The organism is Caballeronia sp. GAFFF1 (genome assembly GCF_023630705.1).
Taxonomy (GTDB): Bacteria; Pseudomonadota; Gammaproteobacteria; order Burkholderiales; family Burkholderiaceae; genus Caballeronia.
This window is the reverse complement of the sequence record NZ_JALQEM010000036.1, coordinates 116,591-133,937: the sequence shown is the minus strand read 5'-3', so window position 1 is coordinate 133,937 and position 17,347 is coordinate 116,591. Positions and strand designations below refer to the sequence as shown.

At 65.8% G+C, this 17,347-nt stretch carries 13 protein-coding genes; 5 read left to right on the top strand and 8 right to left on the bottom strand.

The window, feature by feature from the left end; genetic code table 11:
* Window positions 1–18: 18 nt before the first annotated feature.
* On the bottom strand, window positions 19–933 hold the full coding sequence (locus NCR37_RS21580) for a tetratricopeptide repeat protein (protein ID WP_250474860.1): 915 nt from the start codon (window positions 931–933) through the stop codon (window positions 19–21).
* Window positions 934–1,495: 562 nt separating this feature from the next.
* Between NCR37_RS21580 and NCR37_RS21575 the strand changes: the two genes are divergently transcribed.
* Entirely contained in the window at window positions 1,496–6,358 is a 4,863-nt protein-coding gene (locus tag NCR37_RS21575; RefSeq protein ID WP_250474859.1) for a response regulator, read from the top strand.
* A 1-nt stretch (window position 6,359) separates the two neighbouring features.
* Here the strand turns inward: NCR37_RS21575 and NCR37_RS21570 are convergent, their stop codons facing one another.
* Together NCR37_RS21570 and NCR37_RS21565 are read right to left on the bottom strand one after the other, a co-directional pair.
* Complete coding sequence (locus NCR37_RS21570) at window positions 6,360–8,156, bottom strand: GGDEF domain-containing protein (RefSeq protein ID WP_250474858.1); 1,797 nt, start codon at window positions 8,154–8,156, stop codon at window positions 6,360–6,362.
* A gap of 104 nt (window positions 8,157–8,260) precedes the next feature.
* Window positions 8,261–9,391, bottom strand: a complete 1,131-nt coding sequence (locus NCR37_RS21565) for a 3-deoxy-7-phosphoheptulonate synthase (RefSeq protein ID WP_250474857.1) — start codon at window positions 9,389–9,391, stop codon at window positions 8,261–8,263.
* Between the two features lie 167 nt (window positions 9,392–9,558).
* Between NCR37_RS21565 and NCR37_RS21560 the strand changes: the two genes are divergently transcribed.
* The 4 genes from NCR37_RS21560 (at window position 9,559) to NCR37_RS21545 (ending at window position 11,963) form a co-directional block, all read left to right on the top strand.
* The gene (locus tag NCR37_RS21560; protein WP_250474856.1) at window positions 9,559–10,233 is read left to right on the top strand and encodes an HAD family hydrolase; all 675 of its coding nucleotides are present in this window, start codon (window positions 9,559–9,561) and stop codon (window positions 10,231–10,233) included.
* 67 nt (window positions 10,234–10,300) lie between these two features.
* Window positions 10,301–10,693 carry a hypothetical protein gene (locus NCR37_RS21555; protein WP_250474855.1) on the top strand — a complete coding sequence of 131 codons (393 nt, stop codon included), beginning with the start codon at window positions 10,301–10,303 and terminating at the stop codon, window positions 10,691–10,693.
* Window positions 10,690–11,592 (top strand): DMT family transporter, encoded by a 903-nt coding sequence (locus NCR37_RS21550; protein ID WP_250474854.1) that lies wholly within the window; start codon window positions 10,690–10,692, stop codon window positions 11,590–11,592. Before NCR37_RS21555 ends, NCR37_RS21550 begins: the two co-directional genes overlap by 4 nt.
* 209 nt (window positions 11,593–11,801) lie before the next feature.
* A complete protein-coding gene (locus NCR37_RS21545) occupies window positions 11,802–11,963 on the top strand; it encodes a hypothetical protein (protein WP_175945321.1) in 162 nt (53 codons plus the stop codon).
* A gap of 67 nt (window positions 11,964–12,030) precedes the next feature.
* On the opposite strand, the gene NCR37_RS21540 is transcribed toward NCR37_RS21545, so the two are convergent.
* From NCR37_RS21540 to NCR37_RS21520, 5 genes are all read right to left on the bottom strand, one after another.
* Window positions 12,031–12,648 (bottom strand): hypothetical protein, encoded by a 618-nt coding sequence (locus NCR37_RS21540; RefSeq protein ID WP_250474853.1) that lies wholly within the window; start codon window positions 12,646–12,648, stop codon window positions 12,031–12,033.
* A 56-nt stretch (window positions 12,649–12,704) separates the two neighbouring features.
* Entirely contained in the window at window positions 12,705–13,841 is a 1,137-nt protein-coding gene (locus tag NCR37_RS21535; protein ID WP_250474852.1) for a porin, read from the bottom strand.
* Between the two features lie 174 nt (window positions 13,842–14,015).
* A complete protein-coding gene (locus NCR37_RS21530) occupies window positions 14,016–15,524 on the bottom strand; it encodes an ATP-binding cassette domain-containing protein (RefSeq protein WP_250474851.1) in 1,509 nt (502 codons plus the stop codon).
* Entirely contained in the window at window positions 15,521–16,456 is a 936-nt protein-coding gene (locus tag NCR37_RS21525) for a branched-chain amino acid ABC transporter permease (protein ID WP_250474850.1), read from the bottom strand. The genes NCR37_RS21530 and NCR37_RS21525 overlap by 4 nt, the downstream gene beginning before the upstream one ends.
* A gap of 13 nt (window positions 16,457–16,469) precedes the next feature.
* Window positions 16,470–17,345, bottom strand: coding sequence for a branched-chain amino acid ABC transporter permease (locus tag NCR37_RS21520; RefSeq protein WP_248324621.1), 876 nt, complete (start codon window positions 17,343–17,345; stop codon window positions 16,470–16,472).
* Window positions 17,346–17,347 lie beyond the last annotated feature (2 nt).

Here is a 17,347-nt window from a genome sequence, read left to right as displayed (position 1 = left end):
ACAGTTAGCGATTGCGGCTCAAGCGGACGGCTTGCGCGGGGCAATCAGCGTGTCGACGCTCGTCTGCACGCCCGGACGCGGCTGCGCGCGCGGCAACGCGAGCGCGGCGTTCAAGGCGCTTTTCAGGCCAGCATCTTCCGGCTTGAGCGATAAGGCCTGACGCAGCGCACCTTCCGCTTCCTGCCCGCGGTCCATTGCAAGCAGCACGAGGCCGAGACCGCGGCTCCCTTCGAAGAACACTGGACGCAATGCCAACGCCTGGCGGAATTCGGCTTCCGCGCTCGGCAGATCGTAGCGGCGGTGAGCCACGTTGCCGAGGCCGCAATGCGCTTCGGCCGATTGCGGATTGATTGCCAGCGCCCGATTGAACGAGGCATCGGCCTCGGTCAGCCGGCCTGCCGCGCAGAGGATATCGCCCATCGTCAGATGACCGTAGATGACCTGCGGTGCGAGATCGATGGCCCGACGGCACGCCGTCTCCGCCTCGGGCAAGCGGCCTTGCATGAACAACGTGTGGCCGAGGCCGACATGCGCCTGCGCGAAGTCGGGCTGCGCGGCGATTGCCTCGGAGAATGCCCTAGCGGCGTCGTCCAGGTGTCCGTCAGTCTGGAGCATGCCGCCGAGCACGAACATCGCCGCCGGTGAATCGGGGCGAAGGGCCAGCGCCTTGTCCAACAGCGCCCGAGCGTCGTCTGACCGGTTTTCGTCGAGTGCGACCAAGGCGAGGTTCACGTGAACATCGGCCGAATCGGGTTGCAGCGCCAATGCCTGCCTGAACATCTGCTCCGCTTCCGAAAGACGGCCCAAAAGGCGCAGCACGATGCCCAGATTGTTGTTCACGGCGGCCGAGTCCGGACGGAGCGCGAGCTGCTGCCGAAGCATGGCTTCTTGTTCGGCGAGGCTGGGTATATTCGAATCGATGGGTTCGTTCATGATCGTGAGGTGCAACGAAGTTAAACGCCGCGGATGACTATATTGATAATCGTGAATAAGCGTCCGCGAATTCGAAACGCTAATCGGCACTGTGTTGATATTTAGCTCGCGCTGGACGTTGTTGTTTGAACGCGCGCACGAAAGCGTCGGCAATCGCCCGTCCGACTAGGCGAGTGCAGTGATTGCCGCGTGAAGCGATTTAACGGACGACGCGAAGACGCCTTTTTCGCTTATTCAGATTCGCGGAGAAAGGAACGATAACGGATTCAACCGAGTATAGTGCAAAAAAATATGTCGATTACAAATTGGGGGATCGTTCTAGGCATTGCTGAAAACTCATTGAATGACTTCAGCGCGGGCCACATTCCCTCGAACATTTCCCGCCCGGTCACGAACCTTGCTATAGCCCTGCGAACGCGCATGCGGGAACGGACCGCAGCCGTTTCCGTGCGAGAATCCGGAAGCCCATCCGGTCGCGCGTTTCAGTCAGCGTCATCCCAAGACACGCCTTTCAACCCCATGCCGCTCGGTCGAGAGACCTTAGCGAGGAGATCCAGCGTCGATGACTCCCGAGAATCTGCCCCCGGACACGAGCGCCAGCAGCCTCGACCCCAGCTTTCTGCTTGGCGGCGGAGAAATGGGCGTGCTCATCCGGAGCTTCGACTGGACGCAGACCTCGCTCGGCGCGCCGGAGCACTGGCCGCAGAGCCTGAAGACGGCCATTCGCATCATGTTGACCTCGCGCCAGCCCATCTGGATCGGCTGGGGTCACGAGCTTCTTTTCTTCTATAACGACGCCTACCGGTCGATCATCGGCGGCAAGCATCCGCAGGCGCTCGGGCAGCCGGCTTCGGTCGTGTGGCGCGAGATCTGGGACGATATCGGGCCGCTGCTCGATACGGCGCTCGCCGGCGTCGAAGGCACCTTCGTCGAACAGAAGCTGCTCATCATGGAGCGCAACGGCTTCCCGGAGGAAACCTACTACACGTTCTCCTACAGCCCCATTCCGGACGACCGTGGCGGCGCGGGCGGCATCATCTGCGCGAACAGCGACGACACACAGCGCGTGCTGGGCGAACGGCAACTGACGGTGCTGCGCGAACTGGCGACCTCCGCCGCGGATGCGCGCACCTGGCGCGAGGCCTGCGAACGCTCGATGAACGCGCTGAAAAGCGCGCCGCGCGATCTGCCCTTCGCGGTGCTCTACGCGGCCGGCCCCGGCAACGAGACCGCGACATTGGTCGGCGCGTGCGGCATCGCGCCGGGGCATCCGGCGGCGCCCGCGACGCTGAACGCAGACCGGCGCGAGCCTTGGCCGTTCCAGGACGCGCTGCGGGAGAACCGCGCGCTGCTCGTGACGAACCTGCATCAGCACGTCGGCGCGTCCTTGCCCACGGGCGCGTGGAAGGCCGCGCCGACCACCGCCGTCATGGTCCCGATCGCCCCGACCGGCGAGACCGGTCACGCGACCGTGCTGATCGCGGCGCTCAATCCGTATCGTCTGTTCGACGACGGCTATCGCACCTTCATCAATCTCGTCGCCGGTCAGATCGGCGCGGCGATCGGCTACGCGCACGCCTACGACGAAGAGCGCCGCCGCGCCGAGGCGCTCGCGGAAATCGACCGCGCGAAGACGACGTTCTTCTCCAACATCAGCCACGAATTCCGGACGCCGCTCACGCTGATGTTAGGCCCGCTCGAAGAGATGCTCGCGGACCACGGCCGCGTGCCGCCCGAGGACCTGCGGCTCGTCGAGATCATGCATCGCAACGGCATGCGGCTGCTCACGCTCGTCAACGCGCTGCTCGACTTTTCGCGCATCGAGGCGGGCCGCATCGAGATTCATCGCCAGCGCACGGACATCGCTGCGTTCACCGCCGAACTCGCGTCGCTGTTCCGCTCGGCCATCGAGACGGCCGGCCTCAGGCTTCGCACGAACATTCCCGATACGCCGGTGCTCGCCGACATCGACCGCGACATGTGGGAGAAGGTCGTGATGAACCTGCTGTCGAACGCGTTCAAGTTCACCTTCGAGGGCAGCATCGAAGTGGCGCTCTCCGCGCGCGGCGGCGTGATCGAAGCGAGCGTATGCGATACCGGCATCGGCATTGCCGAGCACGAGCAGGCGCGCGTCTTCGAGCGGTTCCATCGCGTGGCCGGCGCGGCGGGGCGCTCGGTGGAAGGCAGCGGGATCGGGCTCGCGATGGTTCAGGAACTCATCAAGCTGCACGGCGGCAGCATCGCGGTGTCGAGCCGCCTCGGCGAGGGCACGTGCTTCACCGTGACGCTGCCGGCTGCGCAGGAAAACGCAGCAGTGCGCGCCGACGCCCCGCGCGCCGAGGCCAGCAGCCGCGCGCGGTCTTTCGTCGATGCCGCATTGCGCTGGACGCCGGATGAGGACGCCGCCGCCGACGCGGCCGCGCTCGACGTCGCGGATCTCGACTCGCCGCTCGCGGAAGCGGCGGAAGCCGCCGCGCCATCGGATGCGCTGACGGGCCGAGTGCTCGTGGTGGACGACAACGCCGATCTGCGCGAGTACATGCGCCGCCTGCTCGCCGCCGCGGGCCACGACGTAAGCGTCGCCGCCGATGGCCGCGCCGGGCTCGACGCCGCCGTCGCGCTGCGTCCGGACATCATCGTCTCGGACGTGATGATGCCGCGCCTCGACGGCTTCGGCCTGCTGCGCGCGCTGCGCGACGACGAGACGCTGCGCGAGACGCCGGTCGTGCTGCTATCGGCGCGCGCGGGCGAAGAAGCGCGCGTCGGCGGCCTCGAAGCGGGCGCGGACGACTATCTGACCAAGCCGTTCTCGGCGCGCGAACTGCTCGCGCGCGTGGCGAGCAACCTGCGGCTCTCGCGGCTGCGCCGCGAGACCGAGCAGCGCCTGCGCGAAGAGTCGCGCGTGCTCGAAGTGCTCAACCGCGTCGGCACGACGGTCGCCGCCGAGCTCGATCTCTCGCGCGTCGTGCAGGTCGTGACCGATGCCGCCACCGAGCTGACCGGCGCCGCGTTCGGTTCGTTCTTCTACAACGTGCTTGACGACGAAGGCGGCAGCTACATGCTGTACGCGCTCTCCGGCGCGTCGAAGGAGAGCTTCGCGAAGTTTCCGATGCCGCGCAATACGGCCGTATTCGGGCCGACGTTCGGCGGCCACGGCATCGTACGCTCCGACGACATCACCAAAGACCCGCGCTACGGCCACAACTCGCCGCATTTCGGCATGCCGAAGGGCCATCTTCCGGTGCGCAGCTATCTCGCGGCGCCGGTCGTCTCGCGCACGGGCGAAGTGCTCGGCGGCCTCTTCTTCGGTCATCCGGAACCGGGCGTGTTCACTGCTCGCGCCGAGCGCATCGTGAACGGCATCGCGGCGCAGGCGGCCATCGCCATCGACAATGCGCGGCTCTTCCAGGCGGCGCAGAACGAAATCGCCGAGCGCGCCAAGGCGCAGGCCGCGCTGCGCGATCTCAACGAGACGCTGGAGCGCCGCGTGACCGAAGTCGTCGCGGACCGCGACCGGCTGTGGGAACTGAGCGAAGACCTGTTCGTGATCGCGAGCTTCGATGGCGCGCTGTTGCGCGTGAGCCCGTCGTGGTCGTCGGTGCTCGGCATCGATACCGAGCGGCTGCATGCGCGCACGATGCTCGACATCGTGCATACGGACGACCGCGCCGCCGTCGCGCTCGCGCTCGACAAGCTGCGGGCGAGCGGCGCGCCGGTGCGCTACGAGTGCCGCCTCGGGCGCATCGACAGCGGCTGGCGCTGGATCGCGTGGACGCTCTCGCTCGATCCGCGCACGCGGCGCATCCACGGCGTCGGGCGCGACGTGACGGCGGACCGCGAAACGGCCGACGCGCTGCGGCACACCGAAGAAGCGTTGCGCATGGCGCAGAAGATGGAAGCCATCGGCAAGCTGACGGGCGGCGTCGCGCACGACTTCAACAATTTGCTTCAAGTGATCGGCGGCAATCTGCAATTGCTCGCGAAAGACGTCGCCGGACAGGACAAGCCCGAGCAGCGCGTGAAAAGTGCGCTCGCCGGCGTGGCGCGCGGCGCGAACCTCGCCTCGCAACTGCTGGCGTTCGGGCGGCGCCAGCCGCTCGCGCCGAAGGTCGTGAATCTCGGCCGCTTCGTGCGCGGTCTGGACGACATGTTCCGCCGCGCGCTCGGCGACGGCATCGAAGTGGAGACCATCGTGTCGGGCGGCCTGTGGAACACGCTCGTCGACCCGTTCCAGGTCGAGAACGCGCTGCTCAACCTTGCGATCAACGCCCGCGACGCCATGAACGGGCATGGCAAGCTGACTATCGAGGCCGGCAACGCATCGCTCGACGAGACGTATGCCATGCGCAACGCCGACGTCGCGCCCGGCCAGTACGTGATGGTCGCCGTCACCGATACCGGCTCGGGCATGTCGCCGGAAGTGCAGGAACGCGCATTCGAGCCGTTCTTCACGACCAAGCGCGAAGGTCACGGCACCGGCCTCGGCCTGTCGATGGTGTACGGCTTCGTCAAACAGTCCGGCGGGCACGTGAAGGTCTACAGCGAGGAAGGCCACGGCACGACGGTGCGCCTCTACCTGCCGCGCGCGCGGCAGGAAGAAGACCTCGAAACCAACGTCGACGCCGGACCGGCGAAAGGCGGCAGCGAAACCATTCTGGTGGTCGAAGACGACGAGGAAGTGCGCGCGACCGTCGTCGATCTTCTCGCGGACCTCGGCTATCGCGTGCTGCGGGCGAAGGACGCGCAGAGCGCGCTCGCCATCGTCGAAAGCGGCGTGCCGATCGACATGCTTTTCACGGACGTCGTGATGCCCGGCCCGTTGCGCAGCACCGAGCTTGCGCGCAAGGCGCGCGAGCGCGTGCCGGGCATCGCGGTGCTGTTCACCTCGGGTTACACGGATAACGCGATCGTTCACGCGGGGCGGCTCGACGAAGGCATCGACCTGTTGAGCAAGCCGTACACGCACGAGGCGCTGGCTCGCAAGATTCGCCATGTGCTCGGGCAACGCGCGCCCGCTACTGCGTCTACGGATGCCGCCGATGCGGCCACGCCCGAGTCCACCGACACCCTGCGCGTGCTCTTCGTCGAAGACAACGACATGGTCCGCACGAGCAGCGCCGAGTTGCTGCGCACGATGGGCCTCGATCTCACGGAAGCGGCGAGCGTCGCAGAAGCCCGCGCGCTCTTTGGCGAACAACGCTTCGACGTGCTGCTGACCGACGTGAATCTGGCGGGCGAATCCGGCGTCGAGCTGGCGAAAGAGACATCGCGCCAGGCGCCGCGTCTGGGCGTCGTGTTCGTCACCGGCTACGACCTCGAACTGAGCGACGAGGAACGGCAGGCGCTCCCGCATGCGATCCGGCTGCGCAAGCCTTATGATCCGCACGCGTTGATGGAAGCGCTGCGCGCGGCGTCGGCGCGCTGATTCATTCGGCTTCGCGCATGTCCATCACTACGAAGCCGCTCGCCTCTTCCTTCGCCGCGCGCTTGGCGACTGCCGCCGTCGCGCTGACGTGCGCGCTGCCGCGCGCCGTGCCCGGCGCCACGCGCACCGCGCCCGCCGAAAACCGCACGAAGCCGAAAAACGCGGGGCGCGCGAACCGGTCTTCGCCGTGAATGCCGCCAGCGAGCCGTTCTTCCGGCGAGTAGAAGCGCATCACGAGCTCGTCGAACGCGTGCATGGCGCGCGTGACGCGCTCGCGCCAGTCGTCGCTCTGGAAAAGCAGCAAGAAGTCGTCGCCGCCGATATGGCCGAGAAAATCGCGCGTCGGCTCGCACACCGAGGCCAGCGCGTTCGCGGCGGTCTTCAGCACTTCGTCGCCCTGCCAATAGCCGTAGCGATCGTTGAAAGGCTTGAAGTGGTCGAGATCGAAGTAACACGCGACGAATGCGGAGCCGTTCGCAATCAGCCTGTCGATGTGCGAATTGAGCGGCACGTTACCCGGCAGAAACGTGAGCGGGTTCGCATAGCGCGCCGCTTCCACGCGCACTTCGGTCACGGCGCGCACCATGCTCGCACCCGTCGCGAGCCCCGCATAACGCCCGTTCTCCGTGACGATGAAGCCATCCGACAGATCGTGCGGATCGTCGTTCGTGAAAAGGCGGGCGATCTCTTCGAGCGTGGAACCGCGTTCGACGATCAGCGGCGCGAGATGCGCGAACTGCATGCAAGGCCGCTTGCCGAACACTTCGCGGTGATACGGCAGCGCGTACTGATCCATGAACGAGCGCCGATTGATGAGCGCCACCGGACGGCCGTCGTCCACGATCGCCACGGCATGCAGCGACGGCCTCTCGTTGAAAAGGCGCGCGACGTCGTCGTTGCGCGACTTGACGGTAAGCGTCGGCGCTTCGACGAGCATGCGTTCGAGCAGCACGGCGTTCATGTCGGCGGTCGCGCCCGTGCGCGTGCGCGCCGGATAGACCGAAATCTGCGCGGAGCGCAACGCACGCGCGACGGCATCCGGCACGCGCGCGCTCGGCGTCGCGGCGGGCTTGCCGAGCAGGAAACCCTGCGCGCAAGCAATGCCGAGATCGCGCACGATCTCCAGATCCGCTTCGCTTTCGATGCCTTCCGCGATCAGAAGCGCGCCGCTTGCGTTCGCGAACGCGACCATCGCCTTGACGGCTTCGAACTTGAGCGGGTCACGGGCGATGTCCGAGACGAAGAAGCGGTCGATCTTCACGTAGTGCGGCGCGAGCCGCACCCACAGATTCATCGAGGCATTGGCGCTGCCGTAGTCGTCGAGCGCGAATTGCGGACCCGACGCCCGCAGCGCGCGCACAGTCGCGCCGAAGCGCTCGGCGTCCGCAATCACGCTCTGTTCGGTCAGCTCGATCACGAGCCGCTTCGCATCCAGACCGCTGTCGCCGGCGAGATAGCCGGGCGTCTCGCGTTCGCCTACCGCGGCCTCGATGGCGGCCGCGCTGAAGTTGATGAAGAGCAGGCCGCTGCGCGCGAGCTGGGCGAACGCCGCGATGCAGACGCGCGCCGCCGCATGCTCCAGCATGACGCCGCGCCGCTCGCGGGTCGCCTGCTCGAAGAGGACGGCGGGCGATTCCTGCGCGCTGCCGGCCGGCCCGCGAATGAGACCTTCATAGCCGATGACCTCGCCGTCCGCGAAGCGCACGATCGGCTGGAACACGGCCGTCAGCGCATTGCACGCGATGAGTTCTTCGATGCTGGGACACGATGCTTCATTGGCGCAGAGGCTGGCGGACATGGGCCTTTCGATGAGCGGGCTATCGTCCGAGGTAACGGTGCGCGTCTCACGAACTTGAATGAAGCTTTCGTGAAGCGATGCACCGCGCGGGTGCGCCCATGTCCTTACTGCGCTGTCTGGCGCGCGCGGCGGGCGCCCACGGCCGTGGCGAGCAATTCGAGCACGGGCTCGGTCTGCGTCCAGCCGAGGCAGGCGTCCGTGATCGAGACGCCGTGCCTGAGCGGCACGCCGGGCTTCAGGTCCTGCCGCCCTTCTTCGAGATGGCTCTCGATCATCACGCCCGTGATGCGCTTCTCGCCCGCCGACAGTTGACGCGCGATGTCCTGCGCGACATCCACCTGACGCAGATGCGACTTGTTCGAGTTCGCATGCGAGCAGTCGATCATCACCTGTTCGCGCTGGCCGAGCGCGGCGAGCGCGGCGCAACTCGCGGCCACGCTCTCGGCATCGTAATTCGGGCCTTTCTTGCCGCCGCGCAGAATCACATGGCAGTCGTCGTTGCCGCGCGTCTCGAAGATGGCCGCCATGCCCATCTTCGTCATGCCCATGAACGCATGGCTCGCCCGCGCCGCGACGATGGCATCCGCCGCGACCTGAACGCCGCCGTCCGTGCCGTTCTTGAAGCCGATCGGACACGACAGCCCCGACGCAAGCTGCCGATGGCTCTGGCTTTCCGTCGTGCGCGCGCCGATGGCGCCCCACGCGATCAGATCCGCGATGTATTGCGGACTCAGCAGGTCGAGGAACTCGGTCGCCGTGGGCAAGCCGAGGCCGCTCAGATCGAGCAGAAGCTCGCGCGCCCGGCGCAGCCCTTCGTTGATGCGAAAGCTGCCGTCCAGGCGCGGATCGTTGATATAGCCTTTCCAGCCGACCGTCGTGCGCGGCTTCTCGAAGTACACGCGCATGACGATGAACAGGTCGTCGCGCAGGCGCTCGGCCACGGTCTTGAGACGCCGCGCGTAGTCCATCGCCTGGCCGTGGTCGTGAATCGAGCACGGGCCGACCACGACCACGAGGCGGTCGTCGCGGCCGTGCAGAATGTCGGCGATCGCGGCGCGGCTCGCCTCGACGAGCGTCTGCACGGCGGGCGTGACCGGCAGTTCGTCGAGCAGGAGCGCGGGCGAGATCAGCGGACGCACTGCGCCGATGCGCGTGTCGTCGATGCGGGTGGTGTCTTGCGTGGAGTCGGCCACGCCGGCTTCCTGGTCGCGGGCGGGATTGTCGATGCGGCTCAATGTAGGCTCCGTCATGCGTTATCTAAGCGTGATCCGCGCGGGCGATGCGGTTTTCGCGCGCGTTTGCGGTCTTTCGTTGCGAAGTTCGATTATCGCATTGATGACGTTGCGCGCGAACGCGAGCCGCAATCGATGCGTATGATGGTGTTTCATCCAGGGAGAACACCATGCGAATCGAAACGTCGTTTCTCTTCGACCTCGACGGCACGCTCGTCGACAGCGTGTATCAGCACGTGCTGGCGTGGAAAGAAGCGCTGGATGCGGAAGGCATCGACCTGTCGGTGTGGCGCATTCATCGCAAGATCGGCATGAGCGGCGGGCTCTTCACCAACCAGTTGCTGCGTGAGACGCACGGCGAAATCAGCGCGGAGCGGGTCGACCATCTGCGGCGGCTGCATGCCGAGGCGTATCAGCGGCTGCGCGCGCAGGTCTGCCCGCTGCCGGGCGCGCGCGAACTGCTCGCCGCGCTGACCGAAGCCGGCACGCGCTGGGCCATCGCGACGAGCGGCCGCATGGAGACCGCAGCGATGAATCTGGAGGCGCTCGGCGTGGATGCGTCGAAGCAGGTCGTTGTCACGCGCGACGACGTGAAGTACGCGAAGCCCGATCCTGATCTGTTCATTGCCGCAGCGGAGCGGCTGAACGTGCCGATCGAGCATACGGTGGTCGTCGGCGACAGCATCTGGGACATGCTGGCCGCGCGCCGCTGCCGTTCGCTCGGCGTCGGTCTCTTGTCGGGCGGTTATGGCAGCGACGAACTCGAACGCGCGGGCGCATTGCGCGTCTACGAAGACCCGGCGGATCTGCTCGCGCATCTCGACGAAGTGGCCGCGCGGCCGTAGGCGCGCTGCGTCATCGAAAGCGCGTAAAGCCGTGCGAGAATCTTGCGGCTACAGGACGATCTCGCACATGCCCGCTTCCATTCGCAATTCGCTCGCCTGGATCTTCGAACCGTTCGAGCGCGACGCCACGTTCATCCGCAAACGCATGTTCGGATGCGACGCCGCGTATCTCGACGGCATGCTGTGTCTCGTCGCGGCGGACCGCGGGAAGCCGTGGAACGGCTTGCTCGTATGCACGTCGCAGGAACGGCACGCCGCGCTCGTCGATGCCATCCCCGCGCTAGAGCCGCATCCGGTGCTCGGGAAATGGCTCTATGTGGCGCAGGAACATCCGGACTTTGAGACGGTAGCGCAACACCTGACGGCACTCGTTCTCGCGCGGGATGCGCGCATCGGCGTGGAGCCGAAACCGCGCAGGTCGCGAAGCAAGGGCAAGCCCCAAGACGTCGAACCGACATGACCACTTCCATCGCCGCACGCAGCGGCCACCTTCCGCTTGCGAGCATCGGCTGCATTCTTGCGTCGATGTTCTGCTTCGCCATCGTCGATGCGCTCGCGAAGATCGTCGCGCTACAGTATCCGGCCAACGAAGTGACGTTCTTCCGCATGTTCTTCGGCCTCGTGCCCGCGTTCGCGATGTGCTGCACCGGCACGCGGTCGCTCGGCGAACGCATCCGGACGCTCGACCTCAAAGGCCAGACCGTGCGCGCGCTGACGCTCCTCGGCGCGTCGGCGTTCTTCTTCGCCGGCCTACCGTACATGCCGCTTGGCGAAGCGGTCGCGATTGCCTATTCGGAGACGTTGATCGTGGTCGTGCTTGCGCCTTTCCTGCTGCGCGAAAAGATGACGCCGCGCGGCGCATGCGCCGCATTCGCGGGCTTCGTCGGCGTGCTGCTCGTGGTGCGTCCCGGCGGCGGCGAATCGAACTGGCTCGGGCCCCCGTTGCTGCTCTGCTGCGCGTTCTTCGGCGCGCTGTCGCTCATTCAGATCAAGCGGATTCGCGCCACGGACGATTCACGCACCACGGTCTTTTTCTTCTCGGCTGTCGGCACGGTCGTGACCGGCTGCACGCTCGCGTTCGACTGGAAGACGCCCACGCTGCACGCGCTCGGCGTCATGGCGCTGATCGGCGTGTTCGCCACCGCCGGGCAATTGCTGTGTACGGTCGCGTATCGCCGCGCGGATGCCGGCGCGCTGGCGCCGTTCAACTACACGAGCATCGTGTGGGCCGCGTTGTTCGGCTATGCGGTGTGGGGAGAAGTCATCGCGCCGCTGTCGCTCACGGGCATCGTGCTGATCGTCGGAAGCGCGATCGTGGTCGCGTGGCAGCGCAAGTTGCCCGACGGCCCCAACGCATGAAGCGCGCTTCCAGACAAGCGCGGCGAAGCACGAACGGCCGGGCACGGGCAAATTCGCAACAGCGTCACATCGACGTGGCACGCTGTCTTTTTGCGCAGGTACACTGCCGAGCGCAGTTCCGTAGTTCTCCATGTGACCTGTGACGTGCGATGCCGGCAAACGACCGTTCGCCGCTCCGCCGTCCACCACTTTTATTCTGCGAGCTTCCGATGAAAACTGCCGTTAAAAAGACTCTCGTTCTGTTCGTGCTCGCGGCGTTCGCTGCGCCTACGCTGTCGTTCGCTGCGGCCGAATATCCGGCCAACCAGAAGCGCCCCGCTTACAGCAAGACGCATAAGCATCACAAACATCACAAGAAATCGGCGGAGTAAGCCGGAGTCGATCGAGCGCTGAGCAAGGCGGCCGCTGACCACGTAGGGTCAGCGGCCGCTTTCGCTTTCAACCCGCATCGCCCGAACTGATCACCGACTGCATGCTCGTCAGGAGCTTGCGCAAATAGCGAAGCAGTCCGACTACATCGCCGAACGCGATAAAGCCTTCTTGCGCGCCTTCGCTCATCAGAGGCTTGCCGTCCAGTGTCTTGTCGATGATGAGACCGCCGTACGCCGCATGCGGCATGTACTCGTTCTCGGCGATATGAAAGCGGTTCCCGTTCACCGCCGCATCGCGCAGACGCATGAGGAACTGAACTTCGGGGGTACGTGAATTCGACAGCCGGTGCACATCGAAGAAATCTGCCACCGCGAGGATCGCGTTCGTGCAGGGCACATGCAGCGCGAACGCCGTGCGCGCTCGCGCGTCTTCGAATGTTGGCCACGCGGGAACGTCGTCTGACGGCTCGTGCTTCATCGGCATGCCGTCTTCGCTGTGCGTGTGCGCTTCCGGCCGCGCATGGCGCTGCGCGACGAGCCGCGCGACCGCGCTTAAGTCCGGCGCGCGCTCGCCGTGGTCGATCCAGTCGGCGAGCAGGCCGGCGTGCGTGTAGAGCGTCATCAATTGCGCGTCGATGAACGCGACACCGAGCCTGCAAGGGTCATGGTGTGCCGTATCGGGCATGGTCGTCTCCGGTTTTTGATGCCGGAGACGCAAAATCCGCACCCGCGCCCGGCGCGTCAGAACAGGTTGCGCAGTCCGACCGATACGCCCGTCTGGTTCGACCGGCCCGGAAGTTCGACCACGCCCGCGCCCGTGACCTTGTTGAAGTCCACAGTGCCATACACTTCCGTGCGCTTGGAAAGCGCGTACTCCGCGAGCGCGACGCCCGTGTAGCGATTGCCGCTGCCCGTCGCGCCGCCGCCGATGGCCGCGTTCTTCATGTGGTCGTAGTAGAACGCGCCGGTGAGCAGCAGCGCGGGCGTCACTTGCCACGTAACGCCGCCGAACGGGCCGTCGTCGCGGCGCCCCGAGCCCTTGAGAATATCGACGCCCGCGACCAGATTGCGCTGCGCGAGCACGCTGTCCACGAAGCCCGTGTCATCGGTCGAATGCAGATAGCCGACGTACACTTTCGCCGGTCCGATGGCATAGACCACGTTGGCGTTCCAGATCTTCTGCTTGTTGCTCGCGTTGTCGCTGTTCTGCTGATAGCCGCCGTCGATGGAAAGCGGCCCGACCGTGTACGACGCCGTGAAGCCGTACATGTTGCCGGCGCCCATATGGCCCGGCACCTGACCGGAGAAGCCGCCTGCGCCCGTCGCCGTGGAGTTGGTGCCGAACGAGTACATCGCGCCGAGCGTGAGGCCGCCGAACGTGCCGGTGTACTTCACCGCGTTATCCGCATAGAGGCCCGCGCCGAGCGCGACCGGCAGCCACGCGTTCTCGAAGTAGTTGCCGACGGTGAGCGGGTCGTAGACATCGCCGAGCATGTCGAAGAGCGGCGTCTTCTGGCGGCCGAGCGTCACCGCGCCGTACTGGTTCGCAAGGCCCACGTAGGCCGCGCGGTTGAATTCCCGCTGGCTGTCCGAGTACTGGCCGTTTTGCAGTTCCACGCCGCTTTCCAGCCGAAAGACCGCCTTCAGGCCGCCGCCCAGTTCTTCGGTGCCTTTCAGCCCGAAGCGGCTATTGGTGACGGCGCCGTTGGTCATGAATACCTTGCCGTCGTTGTTGGCGTTGGCGTTCGTAAGATAGCGCACGCTGACGTCGGCGACGCCGTACAGCGTGACCGAGCTTTGCGCGAAAGCGGACTGGCAGGCCAATGCAATGGCCGATGCGGCGAACGCGCTTGCCGCGCGCGAGGTGATCGTCTTCATGGGTGTCGTCTGCGTCTATTTCTATCGATGTGATGCGCTCGTTTTCGGCGCACAGCCAGCGCGCGCCCGAAAAAAAGCACGCGGACTTTTATCACACCAGATATCGCAGTGCACGGATTGATGCAAACGGAAGCGCTCTTTGTGGTGTTTTGCGCAACGCTTGTCGCACGAGATTCAGGCTCGCACGGGGCGGTCCGCGCCGGACGGCGCGGCATCCAGAAAGCCTTCGCCCATCTCCTGCTCGAAACGCGCGGGACTGCCCTCCCACACGATGCGCGCATGTTCCAGCACATACACGCGGTCCGCGTGCGGCAGCGCGAAGGTCACGTTCTGCTCGCCGAGGAGCACGGTAATGGGCGTGGTCTTCTGCAGCTTGTCGAGCGCCTTCGATAGCTGCTCCAGAATCACCGGCGCAAGACCGAGCGTCGGTTCGTCGAGAATCAGGAGCTTCGGCTGCATCATCAGCGCCCTTGCGATGGCGAGCATCTGCTGCTCGCCGCCTGACAGCGTGCGCGCCGTTTGCGACTGCCGCGATTCGAGAATCGGAAAGAGCTCGAAGAGCCAGGCGAGTTGCTCGTCGCGCGCCGTGCTCGCCAGATGATAGCCGCCGAGATCGAGGTTCTCGCGCACGGTCATGTCGCCGAAAAGCTCGCGCGTTTCCGGACATTGCACGATGCCCGCCCGCGCAATCGCCGCGCCGCTCATGCCCTTGAGCGGCTGTGCGCCGAAGCGGATGGTGCCGCTCGATGGCACGAGCCCGCAGATCGCGTTGAAAAGCGTGGTCTTGCCCGCGCCGTTGAGGCCGACCACCGACACGAACTCGCCTTCGCGAACATGAAGACTTACGCCGTCGAGCGCGCGCGCCTTGCCGTAAAGCACGCCCACGTCCTCGACTTCGAGAATCGGCGCCTTCGTGCTGGATACCTCCGACGTGCGTTCGCGCGCTTCGATCTTGCCGCCGAGGTAGACGCGCCGCACGGTTTCGTTGCGCATCACGTCGGCCGCCGAGCCTTCCGCGACGTACTCGCCGAGATACATGGCGAGCACGCGATCCGCGAGCGCCGCGAGACTCTTCACGTTGTGATCGACGAGCAGCACCGCGCGCCCCTCCGCGCGAAAGCCGCGAATCAGCTCGGAAAACGCCTGCGATTCCGCTTGCGTGAGACCGGCGAAAGGCTCATCGACGAGCACGACTTTCGGATCGCGCGCAATCGCCTTCGCCATTTCCATGCGGCGCAGATCGGCGAACGGCAGCGTCGCGGGATGGCGATGCATCACCGCGCCGAGGCCGACGCGCTCGGCGATTTCGCGCGCACGCGTGTTGACGTGCGGATCGGCCGCGAGCTTGAGAAGCGAATCCGGCAAGAGCGCGAGCTTGATGTGCTCCAGCACCGTCTGACGATGCAGCGGCCGCGAATGCTGAAACACGATACCGACGCCCGCCCTTGCAATGCGATGCGGCAGCCACCCGGCCATCTCGACGCCGCCGACTTTCACCGATCCCGCATTGGGACGCTCGATGCCCATGATGAGCTTCATCACGGTCGACTTGCCGGAGCCGTTCGGCCCGATCAGGCCGAGTATCTCGCCGGGACGGATGTCGAAGCCGATGTCCTTCACCGCGACGAGTCCGCCGAAGCGCTTGGTGAGTCCGCGCACGGAAAGCAGAGGCGTTTCGTTCATTCGCGCTCCCTCACGCGCAGCAGGTTGCCGAGCAGTCCGTCCGGAAAGAACAGAATGACCGCGAGCGCGACCGCCGCGACCACGAACGTGTTGATCTGCCCGAGCGGTCGCAGGAACTCGCCCGCGACGATCAGGAAGATGGAGCCGAGCACCGCGCCGAGTATCGTGCGCCGGCCGCCTAGCACGGCCGCGATGATGATCTGCACGCCCACGCCGAGATCGACCACCGTGCTCACCGAAGCCGTGCCCTGATAGAACACGAGCATCGCGCCCGCGACGCCCGAGAACACCGCGCTGATGCAGAAGGCCGCGAGCTTGTGCTTCGTCACGTTGAAGCCGAGCGCCTGCGCGCCGACGGTGTCCTGTCCGCTCGCCTGCAAGATCAAGCCGATCGCCGAACGCGACAAGCCGAACAAAAGAATCGCGCACACGATGAGGAACGCGAGCGCGATCCAGTAGTTGTGGTTCGCATCGACCGACATCACATCGGGCACCATCATGCCGATCTCGCCGCCGGTGAGACCCGCGAAGATGACGATCGCGTTCTGCAACAGCAGCACGGCCACCAGCGTGACGAGCCCGAAATAAGGACCGCGAAGGCGCAGCGCGGGGACGGCGAGCAGCAGCCCGCCGATCAGCGCGACAAGACCGCCCGCGATCACGCATACCGGAATCGGCGCGCTCCAGTGCGCGTTGAGCATCGCGGCGGAATACGCGCCGAGGCCGATCAGGAACGTCGGACCGAAATTGACTTCGCCCGCGAAGCCGAAGAGCAGGTCCCACGACATCGCGAAGACGCCGAAGTAATACGCGACCGTCAGCACGCCGAGAATGTAGCCGGACAGCCACCACGGCAAAGTCGTCGCGATGACGGCAAGCAGCACCGCGGCCCACAGCACGCGCGAACGGAACAGGCGATTGACGTTGTTCATGTGCGTGCTCCGGCTAACGCCGCCCGAGGAAGCCTTGCGGCCGGACATAGACGACGAGCACCAGCAGCAGCAACGCGGGCAAGGGCCGCAGCGTCGGCGCGATCAGATAAGCCGTGACCGTCTCCAGATAGCCGACGACATACGCCGCCATGAGCGACCCCGACACGCTGCCGAGCCCGCCCAGCACCACGATGGAAAACGCGCTCGCCGTGAGCTGCCCCGTATTGTTCGTGCTCACGCCGAGAAACGATGCCAGCAGCACGCCTGCGATGCCCGCCAGCACGCCGTAGATGGTCCACGCAAGCAGATAGATGCGCGACAGTTCGAAGCCGAGCAGCGTGAGGCCGCGCGGGTTCATCGACGCGGCAAGCAGCGCCTTGCCCGCCCGCGTGCGATTGACGAAGAGCCACAGTAGACCGATCACGACCCAGCACACCACTGCGATCATGATCTCGTTGTAGGGCACGCGCACGCCCGCGATGCTCAGCACGCCGCCGATGAGCGGGCGCATCGTGATCGGGTTGTCGGTAAAGAGATACGCCATGCCCTGCTGGATCATGATGCCCCAGAGCAGCGTGCCGGTGAGCACGAAGATTTCCTTCTCCTCGCGCGGTATGGCGGCGGAACGCTGAATGGGCCGCACCACCATCAGATAGGTGATGTAGGCGGCGACCATCCCGCATGCGACGCCGAGCAGCGTGCCGAGATAGGTGCCGAGGCCCGCCTCGCCTGCGAACATCCAGCCGAGCAGCGCGGCGACGAGCATCACGCCGCCATGCGCGAGATTGAGCACGCCGGACACGCCGAAGATGAGCGTGAAGCCTATCGCGCCGAGCGCATAGAGCGAGCTGATGGCGAAACCGTCGATGAGAATCTGCAGTGGCAGCATAC